The organism is Acinetobacter gyllenbergii CIP 110306 = MTCC 11365, assembly GCF_000413855.1.
Lineage (GTDB): Bacteria > Pseudomonadota > Gammaproteobacteria > Pseudomonadales > Moraxellaceae > Acinetobacter > Acinetobacter gyllenbergii.
Genome location: NZ_ATGG01000020.1, coordinates 1 through 21,475 on the forward strand (window position 1 = coordinate 1; position 21,475 = coordinate 21,475).

Below are 21,475 nucleotides of genomic sequence, written 5' to 3' on the forward strand. Positions count from 1 at the left end.
GATAGATATATGTAATATATAGGGGCGTCGCCAAGTGGTAAGGCACCGGGTTTTGATCTCGGCATCCGTTGGTTCGAATCCAGCCGCCCCTGCCATTACATATCATCGAATTTAGGGGCGTCGCCAAGTGGTAAGGCACCGGGTTTTGATCTCGGCATCCGTTGGTTCGAATCCAGCCGCCCCTGCCATATCTAAGACAGACTTGTTTTATATTGATATTTGATCAAATATATTGACATTATCCTGTAAAACTATTAAAGTTCTGCCGCATTAGGGGCGTCGCCAAGTGGTAAGGCACCGGGTTTTGATCTCGGCATCCGTTGGTTCGAATCCAGCCGCCCCTGCCATCCAAATTCATTATAAGCCAACCGCCAAGGGTGCTTCATGCCCAATCTTGTCGTTTTTAGTGGAAGTGCTCATCCACATTTCGCTCAAAAAGTCGTAAGCCATTTACACATTCCTTTAGGTGCTGCTTCTGTAAGCAAGTTCTCTGATGGTGAAATTTCAGTAGAAATTACTGAAAATGTTCGTGGTAAAGACGTTTTTATCGTTCAGTCTACCTGTGCGCCTACCAATGATAACCTCATGGAAATCTTGGTCATGGCAGATGCTTTGCGTCGTGCAAGTGCTGGTCGTATCACTGCTGTCATTCCTTATTTCGGTTATGCACGTCAAGATCGCCGTCCGCGTTCTGCTCGTGTACCAATTACAGCGAAAGTTGTTGCAGATATGCTCACAACCGTTGGAATTGACCGTGTGGTAATGATTGACCTACATGCAGACCAAATTCAAGGTTTCTTCGATATCCCTGTTGACAACATTTACGGTACGCCAGCGTTATTGGCTGACTTACGTCAACAACAACATCATAACCTCGTGGTGGTTTCACCTGACGTTGGCGGTGTTGTTCGTGCCCGTGCTGTTGCAAAACAAATGGGTGATATCGACTTAGCGATTATCGATAAACGTCGCCAAAAAGCAAATGAATCACAAGTGATGCATTTGATTGGTGATGTAAAAGATCGTGACTGTGTCATCGTAGATGACATGGTGGATACAGCAGGTACGCTATGCAAAGCTGCGGATGCACTGAAACAATTTGGTGCTCGCCGTGTTGTTGCATATGCAACTCACCCTGTTCTATCAGGCAAAGCGATTGATAACCTTCGTAATTCTGTGATTGATGAATTGGTTGTTACAGACACCATTCCACTCTCAGATGAAGCATTGAGCTTAGGCAAAATTCGCCAAGTTTCTGTTGCTAGCATGGTTGCTGAAACAATTCGTCGTATCAATAACGAAGAATCTATTAGCGCAATGTTCGATAGTTATCTATAATAGCCCAGCTTTTTTTCTTAAACCCTAGCTCGCTAGGGTTTTTCTATCACTAAACTGGTCGCAAGTTTAGTTCATTAAACTCAATGAGGATATGCCCATGGCAAACTTCGTATTAAACGCTCAAGCACGTGAAGTAGCACAACAAGGGAAAGGTTCGAGCCGCCGCCTTCGTCATGCAGCACAAATTCCAGCAATCATCTACGGTGGTAGCGCTGAGCCTGTAACCATTACTTTAGAGCTTCGTGAAATCGTTAAAGCTTTAGAAAACAACGCTTTCTTCGAAGAAGTAATCGAAATCAAAATCGGTGACAAAGTTGAAAACGTTAAAATCCAAGCGTTACAACGTCACCCAGCTAAAAACACGCCTATGCACGCTGACTTCAAACGCGCATAAGTGTTAAAGGCATAAATTAGTGTCAAATATTTCGCTAATTGTTGGTTTGGGCAATCCTGGAAAGGAATATGCCCAAACCCGCCATAATGCAGGCTTCTGGTTCGTTGAACAGCTTGCAGATCGTTATGGCATCTCTTTAAAAGCTGATCCTAAGTTTCATGGATACAGCGGTCGTGGCCAAATCGAAGGTCATGATGTCCGTTTATTACTCCCTACCACTTTTATGAACCGTTCTGGTCAAAGTGTTGTCCCTTTCGCAAAATTTTATCAAGTTGCACCTGAAGCAATCCTGATCGCGCATGATGAACTGGATATGAATCCTGGCATTATTCGTTTGAAAACAGGTGGCGGACACGGTGGACACAATGGTCTCCGCGATATCGTCCCGCATATCGGTGCTAATTTCCATCGTCTACGTATTGGAATTGGACATCCGGGTGCCAAAGAACGCGTTTCTGGTCATGTGCTTGGTAAAGCACCTAGCAGTGAACAAGGCTTAATGGATGCAGCCATTGACCATGCCCTATCTCAAGTGAAAATGCTTGTTGGTGGACAAGTGTCTCAGGCAATGAATCAAATTAACGCTTACAAACCCGCTTAAACTGAATTGTTGATCAATCCCGCTTGCCATATTGCATTTTTAAGCGCAAAATGCGCATCAAACCGCCTATAGCCCGCGGAAAACGTGACAAGTCAACCATAAGATAATCATCTTAGGTCTTACTCAGGAGACGCTAGCCATGCTATCTCGTTTATTAAAATGTAAAATTCACCGTGCAGTTGTGACTCATGCAGAGCTTCATTATGAAGGTTCTTGTGCAATTGATGGCGTATTAATGGACTTAGCAGGGATTCGTGAATACGAAGAAATCCACGTATGGAACGTCACTAACGGCAAACGTTTCACCACGTATGCAATCCGTGGTGAAGATGACTCAGGTATTATTTCAGTGAATGGTGGCGCAGCACACCAAGCTGATGTTGGTGATTTAGTGATTATTGCAACTTTCGGCGATTTTACCGAAGTCGAAGCCAATCTTCACAAACCACGTTTAGTTTATGCAAACCCAGACAATACAGTGAACCACACTGCAAACTGTATTCCTGTACAAATTGCATAAGCCATAAAAGATTCCTAAAAAGCCATGAGCCACAGCTCATGGCTTTTTTATTGCATGAATACAACCCACTCATGCACTTGAACAAAAATACAAAAACACTGAAAAATAAGGCCAAGTTTTACGCAAGCAAACTTGTAAAATTGCACTAAAATTTGTTCAATAAAAAGACAATAAAGATAATTTGAACAATATGGATATTATTAATATTTTAAGTAAAGTTAGCCTCTTTGCTGATCTAGATCATGCGATACTTGAAACATTACTTCCGTTTTGCCATATACGTCATCTGCAAACGGGACAACAACTCTATTGCGCCCATGACATTGCCGATCATGTCTATATTGTTGCCTATGGGCGTGTCAAACTCACCAGCACAACAGGATTACTGACCTATTATGGTCGTCATGAACTTGTCGGTGAAACTGGCGTGATTTCCAATCAGCCTCATCATTGCACAGTCAATGCTGTTCGGGATACAGCGCTTATTGGAATTCCACAGCAGCAATTTTTGGATTTTATTCACCTACACCCCAAAGTCCTATTCGCTTTATCTCGGCTGATTATCAACCGCTCCCAGCCTGATCAACAGCATTGCCATGTGATGGGAAGCAGTCGCACACTTTCAGTCATTCCTGTCTCCGCTCATATTCCCGCCGCCCATTTGGCAGAAAAACTGACTGAACATTTACAGCGCTGGCCGCATGTGCGTTTGGTGACTGCAGCACATATTGATGCCCTGTTTGGGACAGATTTCAGCCAAACCCCATTGGATTATAGCCCTGAGGATTTACAACTGAGACAATGGCTTGCCAGCTTAGAAGAAAAACATTGCTATGTCCTTTATGCTGCCGATAACAGTGAAGATGAATGGTCAAAACGCTGTTTACATCAGGCAGATCGGATTCTGATTCTGGCAGAAGCCAATCAAACCCCGACCCAAACCCCACTCTCGCACGTCCTCAGCCAACATGACTGGCAAAGCCCAATTGAATTGGTCTTACTGCGTTCCGAAGGTGATCCTTCACCGCACACCCTGATCTGGAAACAGCTCTATCATGCTCGTGCCCATTACTTTGTCCATCCTTGGGCACAGAATGATATCTGTGCGGTAGCACGACAGATTTCCAGTCAAGGGGTGGGTTTGGTTCTTGGCGGCGGCGGTGCACGCGGCTTCGCCCATATCGGCTTGATCCGTGCCTTGGAACAACTGCATATCCCGATTGATATTGTCGGTGGTACCAGTATGGGAGCTTTTGTCGCGGCGCTAGTGGCCTGTGGTTTTGACAGTGTCGAAATGACGCATATTGCCTATGAGACTTTTGTGGCGCGTAATTATCTCAATGATTACACCATGCCACGGGTTTCCCTCATTCGGGGACAACGTTTCCACAGTCGTCTGCATGCCATCTTTGGAAGTCGCAGAATTGAAGAGCTCAGACAGACCTATTACTGTATTTCAACCAACCTTACTACAGGTCAAGCCGTGATTCATGATCAAGGTGAACTGGCGACTTGGGTCGGTACCAGTATGAGTGTGCCGGGTGTTGCACCACCCGTCGCTTGGCATGAAAATCTGCTCTGCGATGGCGGCGTGATTAACAACCTCCCCACAGATGTCATGCAAAACCTAGAAAGAGGGACCATAATTGCCAGTAATGTCAGCCTGCACGATGACATTCGAGTTCCTGGAATTGGCTTGGAAGAACCAGATCAGAGCGCCCTGCTTAACTGGAATAAAATTATTAAAGATAAACTGTTGCACGCACCACGACTGGCAGAAATCTTGATGCGTACCGCGACTCTTGCCAGTGATACCATGATCCAAACAGCTGCAATTGAGCGGGCAAATTTACATGTTCGCATGCCGATCGAAGGCATCGGGATGTTTGATTGGCATAAACTGGATGAATTGGTTGAGCTTGGCTATAACCACGCCATTGAGATGTTGTTACCCATTCGCGAAACATTGCCTAATGCATAAAGCCACTAGATTGAACTATGACAACTGTACAGACCGAATCTGATAACGATCTAGTAAAATATCTAAATAGTGATAGGTTTCCGGATCTAATTGCTGCATATAACCATCTAGAATTCGGTGGCATTGTTGCTGCTTTGCAACAGGCATGCGACGCATGATGTCAAAAGTCACCTCCCATTGTGAGCGCAATAATGAAGCATAAGCAATATGATGCAGGACTTGCTCATCAATTTGTGCAATCGCGGTTGCAACGACATCTCTAGCCTCATCTTGCATATAATTCACAATCACCAACATATCGGTCCATAAATCGCAACGATCAGCTGCCTCGACGATACTCTGAATAATCTCTACCTGTCTCAATGCAGGCAAATTGGCTACGAAACGCTGTGCTTGTGCCGACAGGCAAGCAACCACAGGTAACATATCTTCCCACAACTGATCTTCCTGTGTGGCTTGAATAATGGCATTGACCACAGGCTCGCCTTGCAAAACTGCTAAATCGCCCAACTCCTGCTTCAGCCCATAACTGATATAACTCATCAAGGCCAAAACTTTGGGCCAAACTAAGCGCTGTGCTGGATCACCAATAATCAATAAGGCTTTCTCAATCCGCTGTTTGGGCAATACATGTACCAAATGGTCGATTTGCTCACGTGACTCGATAAAAAAAGCAATCTCTAACAGATCACTTTCACTCTCAACGACTTGCGCCACATCTTGTAGAACTACATCAGACAACATACTGACAAAGCGACCTATCGTGACAAAATCACGTTGTTCCAGTAGAACTTTGGTGATGTCTGTAATCTGATGGGTGGTGAGATAGCCCAATAACTCTCTTGCCAAGCGTGGGTCTAAATACACTGAAATTGCTGCAACCGTTTTAGCAGGCAGATGCTTTACGATGCGATAAGAACTTTCTGTCGATAAATACACCGCAATTTGAGCCACGATAAAGGGTTCTAAAAAATGCTTCACCATAAACACACTAATCCAGCGCGGTAACCAATTCACCCATGCAGCCAAATAACGGAAACGCTTTTTTTGCTGATTTTGTAATCGCTCTAATATGGCAAAACGGAATTGTCTTAAACTTTCTGGTGCCAAGGGCTGCATAAAAGCCAATTCAGCTTCGGTAACCTTCAAAATACGCGCCAATTTAATAATCTCTGCCTGTACCGCAAGTCGAGTCATGGCTGCACTCCCTATGCTTTATCTCGAAACAGCCAGCGTAGAAAAAAAGGCGTTTGATACAAGCTCTGATCCATTTTCTGATCTTCATTCGCTAAGGTATGTTGTAATTGTTGATTAAGCCATGCCAAATCCTGTTGGGTGAGCTGAGAAAATGCTTTAAGACTCATCACAGGCCGATGTAATTGTTGTGCTAATTGTTCCAACTCGGATTTCTCCATCCTTAAACCCTCCGCATTATTGTTGTTTTATCTTTCGAGTGTATGCTCAATTTAAATCGATTACCAGTTTCACCAATAAATAGAAAAACATGAACAAGTTCTCAGCTTATTTTTTCATTTTTATAGAACGATTCATTCTATAAAAAACTTGCCTTTTCTCATAAAAATCTGGCTATAATCAAGACACATCGCTTCAGGGCGGGGTGTAATTCCCCACCGGTGGTAAGTTAGGCATCACATTGCAATGACCTAATCAGCCCACGAGCCTGTATATATATTTATATATACTCGCAGATTTGGTGAGAAACCAAAGCCGACGGTATAGTCCGGATGAAAGAAGACGAAACCACCGAAACACGCTTTTTGCGTTGTTTTGGTGTACGCTTATTTTTTACATCAGTCCTGAAATGTTCAACCGTATCCTATTTACGAGAGCGTTTCATTATGTCTAGTTTAATTCAACCCGAACTGTTCTTCTCAGCCCTTTCTCCCGCTGAGCAACGTATTCAACAAGCTTTAGAAGATATCCGCCAAGGCAAGCCCGTATTGGTAATGGATGACTTCGATCGTGAGAATGAAGCAGATTTGATTATTGCTGCCGAAACACTGACTGTTGAAACGATGGCACAAATGATTCGAGATGGCTCGGGTATTGTCTGTTTATGCCTAACCGAAGCCTTGGCTGACCATTTAGAACTTCCACCCATGGTGATCGATAATTCTAGTCAGTTTAAAACCGCATTTACCGTGACCATTGAAGCGGCACGAGGCGTGACCACAGGCGTGTCTGCTAAAGACCGTGTCACCACTGTTTTGGCAGCCACCAAAGAAGGTGCTGTGGCGAGTGATCTCAGTCGTCCAGGTCATGTATTCCCTTTACGCGCACGTGAAGGCGGTGTGCTAAGTCGCCGCGGTCATACTGAAGGGACTGTTGATTTAGCACGTCTGGCAGGTTTAAAACCATCTGGGGTACTGTGTGAATTGACCAATCCTGATGGCTCAATGGCTTCAGGGATTCAAGTGCTTGCTTATGCACAAACACATAACTTAACTGTGATTAGCATCGAAGAATTGGTGCAATACCGCTTAAAACACAATGTCTGATTAGATACAAAAAAGCCTCGAATTATCGAGGCTTTTTACAATTCGTTTTATGAAACTTTTCGTTCTGCGTTCAGTTCAGCCACTGTTTCAATGAGCTGACTAAACTGTGAAATTTGCGTCACTGGCTGCGCCTGTGCCAACTCTTCTGCTCGACCATAGCCATAATTGACCGCAATGGTTTCAATGCCATTGGCACGCGCACCAATAATGTCATATTGGCGGTCCCCCACCATGATACAGTGCTGAGCATCCAATTGCTGTTGTTCAAGAATATAAGCGATTAAATCCGCCTTGTTAGTTCTCTCACCAGTCAACTCACTGCCATACATCTCGGTAAAATATTGATCCAACTGGAAATGAGCTAAAATTTTCTTGGCGTAGATAATTGGTTTAGCCGTTGCCAAGAACAAAGCATAGCCCTGCGCCTGCAACTGTTGCAAAGTATCCACCACGGTTGGATATACTTCATTTTCAAATAAACCTGTCACCGAAAAACGTTCTCGATAGGCAAGTAACGCTTGCTCAGCAAAGTCATCATCCTGAGTATTGAGTAATTTTGCCAAAGATGCTTTGAGGGGTGGCCCAATGGTCCAATCCAGATCTACATCATCAGCGACAGGTTGGCCTAATTTTTCTAGCGCAAAACGAATTGAACCATGAATCCCTGTTTTAGGATCGGTTAAGGTTCCATCCAAATCGATGAGAATATTTTTGATCGTCATTCGTTCAATCTCTTGCAGTCTTACACAACAGAGTCGAGAGTTTCTCGAAACTTCCCTATACTACCGTAGATTGAAGAATAAAAGGAAATTGCAGTGCGTCCAACCGTACTTTGTTTTTCAGGTTTAGATCCATCGGGTGGAGCTGGCCTACAGGCCGATATTGAAGCAATTGGACAAAGTGGTGCACATGCAGCCATTGCCTGTACCGCTTTAACCATTCAAAACTCGCAACAAGTGTTTGGTTTTGAAGCCACTTCAAAAGAATTACTCTTGGCGCAAGCCAATGCTGTAGTCGGTGACCTACCAATTAAATGCGTGAAGTCAGGTATGCTCGGCACAACAGATAATATTGCGGCACTGGCTGAGTTTTTGCGTGAACATCCCGATTATCTCTATGTGCTTGATCCAGTATTGGTCGCAAATAGTGGAGGTTCGCTCGGTGACCAAGCAACCTTAGTTCTGGCTTTTGTAGAGTTGATACCTCTGGCAACAGTCATCACGCCAAATACGGTTGAACTAAGAGCCTTAACTGGTCTGGATGATATTGAACAAGCGACCCAAAAACTGTTTGAAATGGGTGCAAAAGCGGTATTGGTCAAAGGTGGCCATGAAGATACCCCTGATCATATCCGTAATGTGCTTTATGCCGATGGTAAAATGCTTGCAGAAAGCAGCTGTCCACGCTTAGAAGGTCAATATCACGGTTCTGGTTGTTCACTGGCAAGTTTTATTGCAGGACGTTTGGCGCTGGGTGATTCGCTAAAAATTGCAGTTCAACATGCTGAAACCTGGTTATTTGGTGTGTTAAAACATGCAGAAACCCCAGTACCGAATGGGCAAAAGATACCAAAACGCTTTTAACCTGTGTCATGAACAATAAACTTTCGAATCTAAGTTCAATAAAAAAGGCGCATCTCGCGCCTTTTTTAGTCTCCACAGATTATTGTGGAATACGCAGTACTTGACCAGGGAAAATGTCATCTGCATTTTTAAGTAATGGTCGATTGGCTTCAAAAATTTTATTGTATTGGTTTGGATCACCATAATATTCTTTCGAAATCTTCGACAGATTGTCTCCTGATTTCACCGTATAGAATTTACTTTCTGGCTCAGGTGTTTCGACTGTCATTTGATCATCCACTTGTGCAACATGATCAATATTTCCGACAGCAAGTACAATCTTCTCTTTATCGGCCTGACTCTTCACTTGCCCCTTAATGGTTGCCGTATCGGTATTACCGTTATACGTCACCGATAAGCCATCTACCCCAAGACCTAAACTTTTGATCAAACCTAATAATTTATTTGCAATCTCTTGAGCTGAGGGTTCAGCTGGTGTTGCTGGCGCAGCTTGAGGCTCTGCAGGCGCTGTATTTTTCTTACCAATACCTTTAACAAAATCAAAAAGACCCATTGTTATTTCCTCTGTAATTATTAACCGCATTCATCGTCAAAATAGACTTATATCTAGTTATACAGAAAAAATAAAACACTCGAGTTTCAATTTAACGCGGTCTTGTAAATATATGTATATGCATTAGAACTTAATGAAAAACACACTGTTGTAAAATTTATAGACACAAAAAAGCCACCTGACGGTGGCTTTTGATCATGCAAGATGATTAACCAAGTTTCTTAGTTACGTAATCGATTGCAGATTGAACAGTTGTGATTTCATTTGAATCTTCATCTGGAATCGTGATGTCAAAATCGTTTTCGAAAGACATTACAAGTTCAACCAAATCTAAAGAGTCAGCACCTAAGTCATCCATGAAAGATGCTTCGTTTTTAATCTCTTCAGCACGCATACCTAATTGTTCAGCTACCGCTTGTTTGATGCGTTGTTCGATATCGCTCACAGGAATTCTCCTCATTGCTTGTGGCGTTTTAATTTGCCACTAGTTTAATTGAATATAAGATTTTTTAAAAGTTTATACATCGCCAGTTAGGCCATGTATAGACCACCATTTACGTGTAAAACTGTACCAGTAATGTAACTAGCCTTATCGCTGGCAAGGAAACTCACTGCATCAGCAATATCTTGAGGTTCACCTAGACGATTTAAAGCTACTTGATCAGTCATTTTTTTACGAATATCTTCGCTTAACTGATCAGTCATTTCAGTGGCAATGAAACCAGGTGCAACACTGTTCACTGTAATCTGACGGCTCCCCATCTCTTTGGCTAAGCTACGACTGAACGCTTCAATCCCTGCTTTTGCTGCGGAGTAGTTCGCTTGTCCAGGGTTGGCAAAGTGTGCAACCACTGAACTGATATTAATAATGCGACCAAAACGTGCTTTGGTCATGCCTTTCAATACGCGCTTAGATAAGCGGTAAACAGCTTTCAGATGGATATTGAGAATATCGTCCCAATCATCTTCAGACATCCGAAGCAACAAGTTATCTTTGGTAATGCCTGCATTGTTGACCAATACCAGCACTGAACCGTATTTTTGCTCAATGTCTGATACCAGTGCATCAATGGCTTCACCTTCACGAACATCGAGTACAGCGCCTGCTCCATGCTCAGCAAAGCTTTCTGTGAGTTTTTGCGCGCCTGCTTCAGAAGTCGCGGTACCTACTACAAAAAAACCGTCTTGAATGAGTTGCTGTGCAATCGCTGCGCCAATACCACGGCTTGCTCCTGTCACTAACGCAACTTTTCGTTGTTGTGTCATGCAATTTTTCCTTCTGCCACTAACACTGCGTTTAGGGCATCTTCCATACGTGCTTTGCTATCAATGGCAAATGCTTTTTCTATGTTCGGTAATCGCTTAGCAAGATTACTCAATACCGTACCTGGCCCACATTCGACCACGTACTGAATACCCTGATCTTGCAGATATTGCATGGTCCGTGTCCATTGTACCGATTGGTACAATTGAGCCGTTAATGCCTGACCTAATTGAGCAACATCTGTCGCGATTTCCGCGTTGACATTTTGTATTACAGGAAGGCGTGGTAGCTCAATGGCAGTTTGTTCCAAAGCTTCAGCAAACTTTTCTGCAGCAGGTTTCATTAACGTACAATGTGACGGCACAGAAACAGGCAACGCAATGGCCTTTCCTGATTGTTCTTTTGCATCTGCCATCACTTGCTGAACTAAAGCAGTGCTACCCGCAATCACAACTTGACCTTGTGCATTATAATTTGCCGCTTCAACCGAACCTTGCCCTGCAGCAGAAGCGTTGGCTTTTTGACAAAGCTCAATCACTTTTTCATCTGTTAAGCCAAGAATTGCAGCCATTGCGCCTGTCCCTTGTGGAACGGCACTTTGCATCAATTTGCCACGTAAATGCACCAATTTCACTGCATCAGCCAAAGTCATTGCCTCTGCTGCAACCAATGCGCTGTACTCTCCTAAAGAGTGGCCAGCCAAGTATTTCGGTGCAATACCACCCAGTTCCAACCAAACACGCCATAAGGCAATACTTGCAGTCAGTAACACAGGTTGGGTATTTTCAGTTTGGTCTAAACCCTCACCGCTTTGGGCAATCTGCCAAAGATCAAAACCTAGCGCTTCTGATGCTTCTGCAAATGTATCTTTAACGACACTAAACTGCTCTGCAAGTTCAGCCAGCATGCCCGCTTTTTGTGAGCCCTGACCTGGAAAAACAAATGCTGTTTTTGTTGCTTGAGCAGCCTGCTCAAGTCGTTTAGTCGACATATAAAAATCCTTAAAATGGTCTATCGCCAATTTCATCAACACGCATGATTTTACATGAGAATGACAATAGACTCTTTCCCGATGCGGCAATTTACCATTGATTAAATCGTTTTTTAATTGCGAAAAACAACAAAAAAGGGAGCTTTCGCTCCCATTTTTTCTATACTTTAAGCTAACGCTTAATGCATATGGTTCAATTATTCAGCATCAGCTGCTTTAGCGAATAATTGACGACCACGGTAAATACCGTCTTTAGTCACGTGGTGACGACGATGAGTTTCACCAGTAGTTTGGTCTACAGATAATGCATTCTCGGTTAAAGCGTCATGTGAACGGCGCATGTCACGGCGAGAGCGACTTTTACGGTTTTGCTGAACGGCCATGATGGCTCCTTACAAAGATCGAAAAAATGGATCAGAAACAAATTCAGTTGTCTTAACTCAACATTATATCACAAATTATGAGTTAAGTTTACCCTTCAAACTTGCCAAAACATCAAACGGGTTATCCCGCTTTTCTTCGACAACGTCCTGAATGGTAGGTCGATGCTTATGCTCACAAACATCATGCTTGGGAGATAAAGGCATCAACAATAACAGTTCATCTTCTAGTAGTGCGAGCAAATCAATCGAAGCAGGTGTATCAAAATCACCTTTTTTCGAAGACTCGCTTTCACCTAAAACGATGAAATCAGCATCCTCATCCAAGCGCTCTATCAGTGACTCATCATCGATCAAAGCCAAATGAAAACTTGAAGTAAGTTCAGTTTCAACAGTATCCAAACAACGTTGGCATTCCATTGGAACTTTCGCTTCAATATGTCCATCTAGCCATACAATGCGATGATATGCATCCATTGATAGCTTACAGTCTACGTTGATCAATCGATCATTAATTGATCCAACAGCTTCACGAGCGATACGAGCAAAGCGAGACAATGGCAGTGTGCCTGACCATGTAAAGCCCTGTTCAGCCCATTTAAACGGCTCAATCTGTGCCGGAAAGGTATTTGCTGACATAATTAAGGCGGCAATTCTACAAATTCATCGGTACTCTGTCAAAGATTAAGATACAATTTTGCACTTCTTTAGACAGAACTCGGGGTAAATTAAGCAATGCACCTGTTGCAGCCGCAACTTGAAGTAACAACTTCATTACTTGTAAGCACCCATTCAACCTCTGCTCCTGCATTAACGCCAGATCAAGTGCAACGCTCATCTTGGCAAAAGTTAACATCAGAACCAGAACAGGTCGATTGGCTTATTTTACACTTTAATCACTGGTTTTCCCACCATAATGTCACACTAGTTAAAGGTGATTTTGAACCAGAATATTTCCCAGCGACCAATGAGCACGCTGCAAGAATCCAATTTGCTCATGGTTTTTTTAATAGTGCCCTGCATGAAATCAGCCATTGGAGCATCTCTGGCGCACAACGCCGCCTATTGCCAGATCTAGGCTATTGGTATGCTCCAGATGGGCGAACCGCCGAACAGCAAGCCTTATTTGAGCAAGTGGAAATCAAGCCGCAAGCGATTGAATGGTTATTTGCGACTGCATTTGGTCGGAAATTTCGTGTCTCTTTGGATAATTTAACCGGCGATGGCGGCAACGGTCAGCAATTTAAAGATCATGTCTTTGCGCAAGTACAAGCTTATTTTTCTGGTGAAGCTAAATTGCCTCGAGACGCAGCGCATTTCATTGATTACATCTGTCATTGCACCCGAAATAGCACACCATTACAACTGAATGAATTTAAACGCGAAGACCTTGATTAAAAGACAAAATTGTCACATCTAATGCTTGCAACTTGACCTCAACACGTTTCATACTAAATTTAGCCATATAGATCAGGGAGTTCAAAGATGTTGCATTTACATATCCATCCTGAGAATCCACAGGCTCGCTTAATCACCCAAGCCGTTGAGCGTATTCGTGCGGGTGATGTTGTGGTTTATCCCACCGATGCAGCCTATGCCATTGGTTGCCAAATCGGGAATAAAAGTGCGATGGAACGGATTGCACAAATTCGTGGCCTAGGCCCTAAGCATCAATATGCCATTATGTGTTGTGACTTATCTGACATTGCAACCTATGCCAAAGTTGATAATGCCATGTATCGCTTATTGAAAAATAATACACCAGCGGTTACGACTTTTATTTTGCCCGCGACTAGCGAAGTGCCAAAGCGTTTAATGCATCCAAAGAAAAAAACCATTGGGTTACGTATTCCAAGCAATCCTGTTGCGCAATCTTTATTACAAGAACTCGGTGAGCCGCTGTTAACCAGTACCCTGATTTTACCTGACCAAAAAGATCCGCTGGATGATCCTTATGATATTGAAAACCAGTTAGGCAAACGCATAGATGTATTTATCGACAGCGGCTTCGGTACCTTATCCACCACCAGTATCGTGGACTTATCTGGAGAAAATCCTGAAATTGTACGTCGTGGTGTCGGTGATGTCAGTGCTTTTGAGTGAGCACTGATCTTTAATCCATCAAAAAGTCAGACAATCGCTGCTTCTGAAAACCTTGCGCATCAAAATTATCTGGACTCAGCCATTGTTGATAGACTTTTTCTAAATCAGGCCATTCTTCATCAACAATTGAAAACCATGCCGTATTGCGATTATGCCCTTTAGTGATTCGATCTTGACGGAATAAGCCTTCATACTGAAAACCAAAACGTAAGGCTGCGGCTTTAGACGGTGCATTACAGTCATCACACTTCCACTCTACACGCCTAAAACCATGAGCAAAGCATTGTTGTAATAATAGGAATATCACTTCCGTTGAGGCTTTGGATTTCTTCATTCGATGAGAAAAATAGACATTACCGATTTCAATGGCACCCTGCTCTAACCTTGGGTTTAACAACGCAATCCAACCTTGAATCGCACCATCAATTTCAATTAAAAAATGCGAGGAAGCTTTAAAACCAAATAGATTTTGTAAATCTTGTTTTAGTGAGACTTGGCTTTGCGGTGCTGCATAAGGCAAATACGTCCAACAAGCAGCATTCTCTTCGGTTGCAACTGCATCCCAAATTTGACTTACAGCCTGATCAGAGATTTCATCTACGATGTAAATCAATTTGACGTATTGCCCATCTAAATGATGTTGAATTGGCTGACAAAATTGATGCTCTAGAGCAAAGCCAACCGTTTGCCCAAACTGATTCTGTTGTGTTTTTAAATAATGTTTCATGATGATTTATAATTGAAAGAAAGAATGGTTTTCGTTGTTAATTTAAGCATAAGTTTTTTATATGACCTAGCCGACTGCACATAAATAAATAAAATACCCTGAGAAATTTAAGGTTTTTGTAAGTCAGCAATTTATTAAATTGGCAATTTCGATTACAATAGGCCTGCTCTTGGTAGTATGTGCCTCTCTTTGCACAAAAAATTATATCTTTCATGCTTTTGAAAATTCGCGTGGCTTATAACGGTAATGAACCAAATTCTCCCCCAAACTTTGGAGTCCACTCCTTCCATTCGCGTGCTTGACGAGTGGCAAGAAGTCATACCTGAAGATTTGTATATCCCGCCTGCCGCGTTTGAAATTTTGCTGGAACAGTTTGAAGGTCCATTGGACTTTCTGATTTATCTGATTCAAAAAAATGGCTTTGATTTATTACAAGTCGATATTTCTCCGATTGCTACTCAATATCTATCTTATATGGATAGTATGAAATCGCTGAATATCGAGCTTACGGCTGACTATATGGTGATGGCTGCATTGCTTGCAGATTTAAAATCACGCTTACTGCTACCTAAACCAGCTGCTGTCGATCAATTCGAAAAAGATCCAAAACAAGAATTGATTGATCGTTTGGAAACTTATTTACGTATTAAACAAGCTGCTGAACGATTGGGGCAAATGCCGATCTTCGAGCGCGATACTTTTAGTACCAATGTCAGTATTGGACACATCGCTCCGATTTATGAAGGCTATGATGTTGCCGCCTTACACGATGCTTTATTTTGTGTCTTCAACCGGCCTGAACCGATCACCCATGTGGTAGCGCAAGAGCCCGTGCTATTAGAAGAACGTATTGCCTTTATTGAAAGCCAACTCGCATCAGGTGAGGCATTGAGTTTTATTGAATTATTAAACCCCATGCAAGGTCGGATGGGTATGGTCGTTACATTTATGGCAGTACTTGAGCTGACACGTCAGCAAAGAATTCAGATTATCCATACAGGCATTGAAGCTCCTTTAACCATTCAAGGAGTGAGTGCATGAGTTTAGATCAGTTTGAGCAAAATGAAGGCATGTCGTTTGAAGACATTCATCATGAAGTTTTATTGCAGATTGAAGCGATTTTATTTGCCAGTGACTCACCAGTTTCGCTTGCACGTCTAAAAGAAGCATTTCAAAACCAATATAATAAGCAGCAATTACGCACGTTTTTACAGCAACTGGCAATGTTACAACATGGTCGTTCGATCGAGTTGATTGAAACGGCACAAGGTTTTCGCTTTCAAGTACGTGCTAAATATCGAAATGTTATTGCGCAGGTTTGGCCAGAGCGCCCAACCAAGTTGTCACCTTCATTACTCGAAACTGTCGCAGTGATTGCTTACCATCAACCCGTCACACGTGCCGATATTGAGCAGATTCGTGGTGTATCCAATAATAGCCAAAATTTAAGAACGCTTTTTGACTGGAACTGGATTAAAGAAGCTGGTTTCAGAGATTTACCTGGAAGACCTGCGTTGTTGATTACAACGCCCCAATTTTTAAATGCTTTTGGTCTAGCTTCGCTAGGTCAATTGCCTCCCCTGCAGAACGCCAAGGAAGCATTCATGACACTCGACGCACATGCGCCGAAGTCTTGAGAAAGGTGAACTGTTGATCATTATGTCTAAGGTTGTGCTGTCATGAGTGAAAAATTACAAAAGGTTTTAGCGAGAGTCGGGTTAGGCTCGCGTCGCTATATGGAGGAAGTCATTGCTGCTGGTCGTGTCAGCATTAATGGCCGTATTGCCCAAGTCGGTGAACGTATCGAACCAGGTGATGAACTCCGTATCGATGGTCGTAAAGTACAATTCCAAATTGAAGACGAAATTCGTCGTCGTGTATTAATTTACTATAAGCCAGAAGGTGAAATTTGTTCACGCAATGACCCTGAAAAGCGTCCAACCGTATTTGATCATTTACCTCAAATCGCCAATGATCGTTGGGTCATGGTGGGTCGTCTAGATATTAACAGTACTGGTTTATTGTTATTCACCAATGATGGTGAACTTGCTAACCGTTTAATGCACCCTTCAAACGAAGTTGAGCGTGAATACGCGGTTCGTGTCATGGGCGAAGTAACACCACAAATTCGCAATAACATGCTAAAAGGTGTTGAGCTTGAAGATGGCCCAGCCAAGTTTGAATCATTCTCTGAAATCGGTGGTGATGGTATCAACCGTTGGTATCAAGTGGTGGTTAAAGAAGGCCGTAACCGCGAAGTTCGTCGTATCTTTGAATCACAAAGCTTAAAAGTCAGCCGCTTATTGCGTACCCGTTACGGCACAGTGATTTTGCCACGTGAATTACGTACAGGTCGTTGGATGGAATTAGATAAAACAGATATCGACAACTTGGCGAAATCTGTGGAATTAAAACCACGTCAAGGTACAGGTCTATTCGGTATGGCAAAACGCCGTACCGAACGTATGTCTGAAAAGCCAATGGCGGCACGTCGTGGCGGTTACTTACGTCAGCAACGTCGTGATGATGAGCAACAAGATCAGTCACAGCAACAACGTCCAAATGGCAATACAAATAATAACAATGGTCGTAAAACCATTGGTTTCAATAAAGGCTTCAAGAAGTTTTAATTCTTGATCCTAAAAATAAAAAAACGCTCTAATAAGAGCGTTTTTTTGGCTTTAACTATGCTGAACAATACCTTGCGGGATCGCATTCAGCAGCTTTTTGGTATATTCATGTTGTGGATGTAAATACAGTTCATCTGAATTGGCAATTTCAACCAACTCGCCATGATTCATCACCATCACCTGATCGGAAATATATTTCACCACTGATAAATCATGCGAAATAAAGATGTAGCTCAGACCAAACTCATCCTGTAAGTCCTGCAATAAGTTCAGCACCTGCGCCTGTACCGATACATCCAGCGCAGAAACCGATTCATCACAAATCAAGATTTCAGGCTTTAAGGTCAAGCAACGTGCAATTGCAATCCGTTGCCGTTGCCCACCTGAAAACTCGTGTGGATAACGGTCATAGGCTTGTACTGGTAAACTGACGCGCTCTAACAGCTCCAATGCCATCTTTTTGCGCTCAGTATCATTTTGACCAATACCATGAATCCGCATCGGTTCCAATAAAATTTGTCCGATGGTAAAGCGTGGATTGAGTGAGGCATATGGGTTCTGGAAAATGATTTGAATTTTACGTTGATACTGACAAAACTCTTTCTCACTCATCGCCAGAATATCTTTGCCACCAATCAAGGCTTGTCCGCCTGTTGCTTCATGTAAGCGCATCAATAATAAACCAATCGTGGTTTTACCTGAACCCGACTCACCAACTAGTCCCAAGGTTTTACCTTTCGCCAATTGAAAAGAGACACCTTTAACGGCTTGAAATTCTTCATGTCCCCACAAGCCCTTGCGGCTATAAAATGACTTTTTCAGCTCTTTTACTTCTAAAACAATGGGTTCATCGCCAGTCAGACCACGAGCACGTTGTTTCAGGTTTAAATCAGACAGATTGGTGGTTTCGATCAACTGTCCATTTTCGTCCTGCTGCATAAAATCACTGGTCACAGGCAAACGGTATGGACGAGTCGCCAACTGTGGGCGACAATGCAGCAAAGCACGGGTATACACATCTTGTGGTTGTTCCAGCACCTGTTCAACAGGGCCACTTTCACGAATTTCACCATGACGCATCACAATCACTTCATCTGCGATTTCACCCACCAAGGCTAAATCATGGGTAATAAACAGCATCGACATTTCATGACGTTGTCGTAAAGATTCCAATAAATCAATGATCTGCTTTTGGATGGTGACATCTAAGGCTGTGGTCGGCTCATCGGCAATCAATAACTTCGGTTCACAGGCAATCGCCATCGCAATCATCACCCGTTGTTGCTGCCCACCTGAAAGCTGACTTGGATAAGCATCAATCTTGGTTTCCGGTGCAGGAATACCCACTTCTTTCAGCAATTCAAGTACCCGTACTCTGGCCTGCTTACGTCCCATGCCTAAGTGGATACACAACACTTCAGCAATTTGATCTCCCACGGTAAAAACAGGATTCAATGAGGACATCGGTTCCTGAAAAATCATGGCAATATCCTTACCACAAATTTTGCGAATCTCTTTGGCCGATAAGTTAAGTAAGTCTTTACCTTCAAAACAAATTTGACTGTGTTCAGCAATTTGGCTTTGCCCTTTTGGCAACAGCCCCATCACGGCTAAGGAAGTGACCGATTTACCACTGCCCGACTCCCCAACCAGCGCTACGGTTTTATTTTTAGGAATTGAAAATGAAATGCCTTTGACTGTTTCAATCCACTGCTTATTTTCACCTTTAAAGCTGACCCGAAGATCTTCAACTTGTAATAGCGGCGTTTCATTTTGATATTGCATATTTGTCTCTCCGCTATTTCAACTTAGGATCTAAAGCATCACGTAAGGCATCGGTAAACATCGAAAATGCAGTGACTAACACAGCCATTGCGATGGATGCAGCAGTCAATTGCCACCATTTACCCAAGATCAGTTCACTTTGTGCTTCATTCAACATACTGCCCCAAGACACCACGCCAACAGGCACACCAAAACCAAGGAAGCTCAGAATCACTTCTGATTTAATGAATGACACCACCAAAATCGAAATCTGCACCAAAGCAATATGACTCACATTCGGAAAAATATGCACGAACATACGGCGCAGATGACTGACACCGATGGCTTTGGCTGCCAACACATATTCACGCGATTTATGTTTCATATATTCGGCACGAATCAGACGAAATACTCCCGTCCACCCCGTTAAACCCAAGATCAACACAATCGACAGAATGCCTTTTTGTTGTAGGACTGCCGCAATGGCCAATACCAATAACAGATAAGGAATCGAAGTAAAAATGTTATAGAACCAGTTCAGAACATCATCGACCCAACCGCCAAAATATCCCGCAATTGCGCCAAGAAAAGTACCAATCACCACTGCCAATAAAGCGGATAACAAACCGACTAGAATTGAGGTTTCAGCGCCTTTGATGGTTTTTAACAAGATATCTTGCCCCCACTTATCCGCCCCAAAAGGCAAAGTGGTTTTGAGTTCTTGTTTTTGATCGAGTAAATGCCCACCGAGTTGCTGATCAATCTGTTGCATATCCTCAGCCAGAGGATCAACCACGCCATAATTATCAATGACTGAACCACCTTGCTGTTCAGCCTGAATCTCGGCATTAAGCTGCTGAATCACATCTTTCAAGGGATCGACTGGATTTTCAGGCAAAGCGGCTGTAGTTTCACTATTGGATTTAATTTGATCTGACTCTGTATCTGCGCCTAAAAATGTCGGTGGTGCATAACTGACTGCAACTTCTTTATTCCAGTTTGAGGCAATTACCCCTGTCATCGATAAAGCGAGCAAGATGAAATAAAATAACACCACCAAAAAAGACACCACGGCAATTCGATCTGACTTCAATCGATTCAAGGCCAAATGCCAGAGTCCTGTTGATGCAGAAGATTCATTTGAGGAGGCTTTGCCTTTAAAAATTGTACTGAGCATCGTCATCCTCCTATTTCAACTGTACACGAGGATCGAGGAGCTTATAAATCAGATCGGCGATCAAATTAAAAATCATGGTGACCGCAGCGATATATACGGTGATGGCTTTAATCACAGGAAAATCACTGCGTTCAACCGCAATAATAATTTCCCGACCTATGCCTGGAATACCAAAGAATCGCTCAATCAAAAAAGCACCAATCAATAAGGCAGGCAGACTGGCCATCACTTCAGTGACAATAGGAATCGATGCATTACGCAATACATGCACACCGAGGACACGAGACTCGCCTACACCTTTAGCACGCGCAGTTCGCACATAATCTTGGTTAATTTCATCCAAGACAAAGCTGCGATATAAACGTAGTGTTGGGGCAATACTCACCACCAACATGATTAAGATCGGCAACAAGGCATAATGGAATAAGTTTTGACTAAAACTATCGCTCCAGCCCTGTACAGGGAACCAGCTTAACTGATAAGCCAGCACATATTGGAACACGATGATATACACCAAGATACTGATCGACATACAAATGGTACACAGCATCATCACCATACGATCGGTCAAGGAACCACGCACTGATGCAACCGCCAATGCCAAGATGATTGAAATCACGGTTTGCAAAATGGTCAGTGGAATCAATAAGGTCAGTGATGGCCCTAAACGGGTCAGGATAATCTGAGAAACAGATTCACCTGTACTCCAACTGGCGCCATAATCGAAAGTCAGAATCTGTTTAATAAAAATCCACAGTTGCACATAATAAGGTTGATCAACCCCCAACTGTTTACGGATGTTTTCGATTTGCTCGGGGTTGGACATTTTTCCTGCCAAGATATATGCAGGATCGCCCCCCACCCAGTTAAACAAGAAGAAAATCAGCAAAATGACACCCAACATGGTCGGGATCATTTGCCATAGTCTACGCACGACATAAGCAAGCATA

25 protein-coding genes, 3 tRNA genes and 1 riboswitch are annotated in these 21,475 nt (G+C 43.0%); of the genes, 15 read left to right on the forward strand and 13 right to left on the reverse strand.

Going from position 1 to position 21,475, the window contains the following annotated elements; all coding sequences use genetic code 11:
* Positions 1 to 20: 20 nt before the first annotated feature.
* The 8 genes from F957_RS07950 (at position 21) to F957_RS07915 (ending at position 4,834) form a co-directional block, all read left to right on the forward strand.
* A tRNA-Gln gene (locus F957_RS07950) sits at positions 21 to 95 on the forward strand.
* Positions 96 to 113: 18 nt separating this feature from the next.
* A tRNA-Gln gene (locus tag F957_RS07945) sits at positions 114 to 188 on the forward strand.
* A gap of 84 nt (positions 189 to 272) precedes the next feature.
* Positions 273 to 347, forward strand: a tRNA-Gln gene (locus tag F957_RS07940).
* Positions 348 to 384: 37 nt separating this feature from the next.
* A complete protein-coding gene (locus tag F957_RS07935) occupies positions 385 to 1,338 on the forward strand; it encodes a ribose-phosphate pyrophosphokinase (protein ID WP_005273299.1) in 954 nt (317 codons plus the stop codon).
* A 97-nt stretch (positions 1,339 to 1,435) separates the two neighbouring features.
* Entirely contained in the window at positions 1,436 to 1,732 is a 297-nt protein-coding gene (gene rplY / locus F957_RS07930; protein ID WP_004655250.1) for a 50S ribosomal protein L25, read from the forward strand.
* A 19-nt stretch (positions 1,733 to 1,751) separates the two neighbouring features.
* Positions 1,752 to 2,333, forward strand: coding sequence for an aminoacyl-tRNA hydrolase (gene pth, locus F957_RS07925; RefSeq protein ID WP_016541737.1), 582 nt, complete (start codon positions 1,752 to 1,754; stop codon positions 2,331 to 2,333).
* 139 nt (positions 2,334 to 2,472) lie between these two features.
* Positions 2,473 to 2,853, forward strand: a complete 381-nt coding sequence (gene panD, locus F957_RS07920) for an aspartate 1-decarboxylase (protein WP_004655255.1) — start codon at positions 2,473 to 2,475, stop codon at positions 2,851 to 2,853.
* A gap of 190 nt (positions 2,854 to 3,043) precedes the next feature.
* Positions 3,044 to 4,834, forward strand: coding sequence for a patatin-like phospholipase family protein (locus tag F957_RS07915; RefSeq protein WP_016541736.1), 1,791 nt, complete (start codon positions 3,044 to 3,046; stop codon positions 4,832 to 4,834).
* A 15-nt stretch (positions 4,835 to 4,849) separates the two neighbouring features.
* On the opposite strand, the gene F957_RS07910 is transcribed toward F957_RS07915, so the two are convergent.
* Together F957_RS07910 and F957_RS07905 are read right to left on the reverse strand one after the other, a co-directional pair.
* Positions 4,850 to 6,031, reverse strand: a complete 1,182-nt coding sequence (locus F957_RS07910; protein ID WP_016541735.1) for a hypothetical protein — start codon at positions 6,029 to 6,031, stop codon at positions 4,850 to 4,852.
* An 11-nt stretch (positions 6,032 to 6,042) separates the two neighbouring features.
* On the reverse strand, positions 6,043 to 6,249 hold the full coding sequence (locus F957_RS07905; RefSeq protein WP_016541734.1) for a hypothetical protein: 207 nt from the start codon (positions 6,247 to 6,249) through the stop codon (positions 6,043 to 6,045).
* 186 nt (positions 6,250 to 6,435) lie between these two features.
* A riboswitch (FMN riboswitch) is annotated at positions 6,436 to 6,595 on the forward strand.
* Positions 6,596 to 6,693: 98 nt separating this feature from the next.
* On the opposite strand from F957_RS07905, the gene ribB reads away from it, so the two are divergent.
* Entirely contained in the window at positions 6,694 to 7,353 is a 660-nt protein-coding gene (gene ribB, locus F957_RS07900) for a 3,4-dihydroxy-2-butanone-4-phosphate synthase (protein WP_016541733.1), read from the forward strand.
* 47 nt (positions 7,354 to 7,400) lie between these two features.
* Here ribB and F957_RS07895 read toward each other — a convergent pair whose 3' ends face one another.
* The gene (locus F957_RS07895; RefSeq protein ID WP_016541732.1) at positions 7,401 to 8,075 is read right to left on the reverse strand and encodes an HAD-IA family hydrolase; all 675 of its coding nucleotides are present in this window, start codon (positions 8,073 to 8,075) and stop codon (positions 7,401 to 7,403) included.
* A 93-nt stretch (positions 8,076 to 8,168) separates the two neighbouring features.
* Between F957_RS07895 and F957_RS07890 the strand changes: the two genes are divergently transcribed.
* Positions 8,169 to 8,936: a hydroxymethylpyrimidine/phosphomethylpyrimidine kinase gene (locus tag F957_RS07890; RefSeq protein WP_016541731.1), complete on the forward strand. Its 768-nt coding sequence runs from the start codon at positions 8,169 to 8,171 to the stop codon at positions 8,934 to 8,936.
* 79 nt (positions 8,937 to 9,015) lie between these two features.
* Here F957_RS07890 and lysM read toward each other — a convergent pair whose 3' ends face one another.
* The 6 genes from lysM to F957_RS07860 all read right to left on the reverse strand — a co-directional run bounded on the left by lysM (position 9,016) and on the right by F957_RS07860 (position 12,763).
* Positions 9,016 to 9,489, reverse strand: coding sequence for a peptidoglycan-binding protein LysM (gene lysM / locus F957_RS07885; protein WP_016541730.1), 474 nt, complete (start codon positions 9,487 to 9,489; stop codon positions 9,016 to 9,018).
* A 208-nt stretch (positions 9,490 to 9,697) separates the two neighbouring features.
* Positions 9,698 to 9,934 (reverse strand): acyl carrier protein, encoded by a 237-nt coding sequence (gene acpP / locus F957_RS07880; RefSeq protein WP_004655272.1) that lies wholly within the window; start codon positions 9,932 to 9,934, stop codon positions 9,698 to 9,700.
* An 86-nt stretch (positions 9,935 to 10,020) separates the two neighbouring features.
* A complete protein-coding gene (gene fabG / locus F957_RS07875) occupies positions 10,021 to 10,755 on the reverse strand; it encodes a 3-oxoacyl-ACP reductase FabG (RefSeq protein WP_016541729.1) in 735 nt (244 codons plus the stop codon).
* On the reverse strand, positions 10,752 to 11,744 hold the full coding sequence (fabD, locus tag F957_RS07870) for an ACP S-malonyltransferase (protein WP_016541728.1): 993 nt from the start codon (positions 11,742 to 11,744) through the stop codon (positions 10,752 to 10,754). The genes fabG and fabD overlap by 4 nt, the downstream gene beginning before the upstream one ends.
* Before the next feature lie 197 nt (positions 11,745 to 11,941).
* On the reverse strand, positions 11,942 to 12,127 hold the full coding sequence (rpmF, locus tag F957_RS07865; RefSeq protein WP_004638135.1) for a 50S ribosomal protein L32: 186 nt from the start codon (positions 12,125 to 12,127) through the stop codon (positions 11,942 to 11,944).
* A 75-nt stretch (positions 12,128 to 12,202) separates the two neighbouring features.
* On the reverse strand, positions 12,203 to 12,763 hold the full coding sequence (locus F957_RS07860) for a YceD family protein (RefSeq protein ID WP_016541727.1): 561 nt from the start codon (positions 12,761 to 12,763) through the stop codon (positions 12,203 to 12,205).
* A 96-nt stretch (positions 12,764 to 12,859) separates the two neighbouring features.
* On the opposite strand from F957_RS07860, the gene F957_RS07855 reads away from it, so the two are divergent.
* A complete protein-coding gene (locus F957_RS07855) occupies positions 12,860 to 13,522 on the forward strand; it encodes an elongation factor P hydroxylase (RefSeq protein ID WP_016541726.1) in 663 nt (220 codons plus the stop codon).
* Between the two features lie 87 nt (positions 13,523 to 13,609).
* Complete coding sequence (locus F957_RS07850) at positions 13,610 to 14,227, forward strand: L-threonylcarbamoyladenylate synthase (protein ID WP_016541725.1); 618 nt, start codon at positions 13,610 to 13,612, stop codon at positions 14,225 to 14,227.
* A 10-nt stretch (positions 14,228 to 14,237) separates the two neighbouring features.
* Here F957_RS07850 and F957_RS07845 read toward each other — a convergent pair whose 3' ends face one another.
* The gene (locus F957_RS07845) at positions 14,238 to 14,954 is read right to left on the reverse strand and encodes a GNAT family N-acetyltransferase (protein WP_016541724.1); all 717 of its coding nucleotides are present in this window, start codon (positions 14,952 to 14,954) and stop codon (positions 14,238 to 14,240) included.
* Positions 14,955 to 15,200: 246 nt separating this feature from the next.
* Between F957_RS07845 and F957_RS07840 the strand changes: the two genes are divergently transcribed.
* From F957_RS07840 to rluB, 3 genes are read left to right on the forward strand one after another with little or no spacing between them, the layout of a single operon-like run.
* Positions 15,201 to 15,995, forward strand: coding sequence for a segregation and condensation protein A (locus F957_RS07840; RefSeq protein WP_016541723.1), 795 nt, complete (start codon positions 15,201 to 15,203; stop codon positions 15,993 to 15,995).
* Positions 15,992 to 16,591, forward strand: coding sequence for an SMC-Scp complex subunit ScpB (scpB, locus tag F957_RS07835; protein ID WP_004655286.1), 600 nt, complete (start codon positions 15,992 to 15,994; stop codon positions 16,589 to 16,591). Before F957_RS07840 ends, scpB begins: the two co-directional genes overlap by 4 nt.
* A 42-nt stretch (positions 16,592 to 16,633) precedes the next feature.
* On the forward strand, positions 16,634 to 17,584 hold the full coding sequence (gene rluB / locus F957_RS07830; protein ID WP_004655287.1) for a 23S rRNA pseudouridine(2605) synthase RluB: 951 nt from the start codon (positions 16,634 to 16,636) through the stop codon (positions 17,582 to 17,584).
* Between the two features lie 51 nt (positions 17,585 to 17,635).
* Here rluB and F957_RS07825 read toward each other — a convergent pair whose 3' ends face one another.
* Genes F957_RS07825 through F957_RS07815 form a run of 3 tightly spaced genes read right to left on the reverse strand, consistent with a single transcriptional unit; the run spans position 17,636 to position 21,474 of the window.
* Positions 17,636 to 19,369 carry an ABC transporter ATP-binding protein gene (locus F957_RS07825; protein WP_016541722.1) on the reverse strand — a complete coding sequence of 578 codons (1,734 nt, stop codon included), beginning with the start codon at positions 19,367 to 19,369 and terminating at the stop codon, positions 17,636 to 17,638.
* A 13-nt stretch (positions 19,370 to 19,382) separates the two neighbouring features.
* Positions 19,383 to 20,525 carry an ABC transporter permease gene (locus tag F957_RS07820; protein WP_016541721.1) on the reverse strand — a complete coding sequence of 381 codons (1,143 nt, stop codon included), beginning with the start codon at positions 20,523 to 20,525 and terminating at the stop codon, positions 19,383 to 19,385.
* Between the two features lie 10 nt (positions 20,526 to 20,535).
* Positions 20,536 to 21,474, reverse strand: coding sequence for an ABC transporter permease (locus tag F957_RS07815; RefSeq protein WP_016541720.1), 939 nt, complete (start codon positions 21,472 to 21,474; stop codon positions 20,536 to 20,538).
* Position 21,475 lies beyond the last annotated feature (1 nt).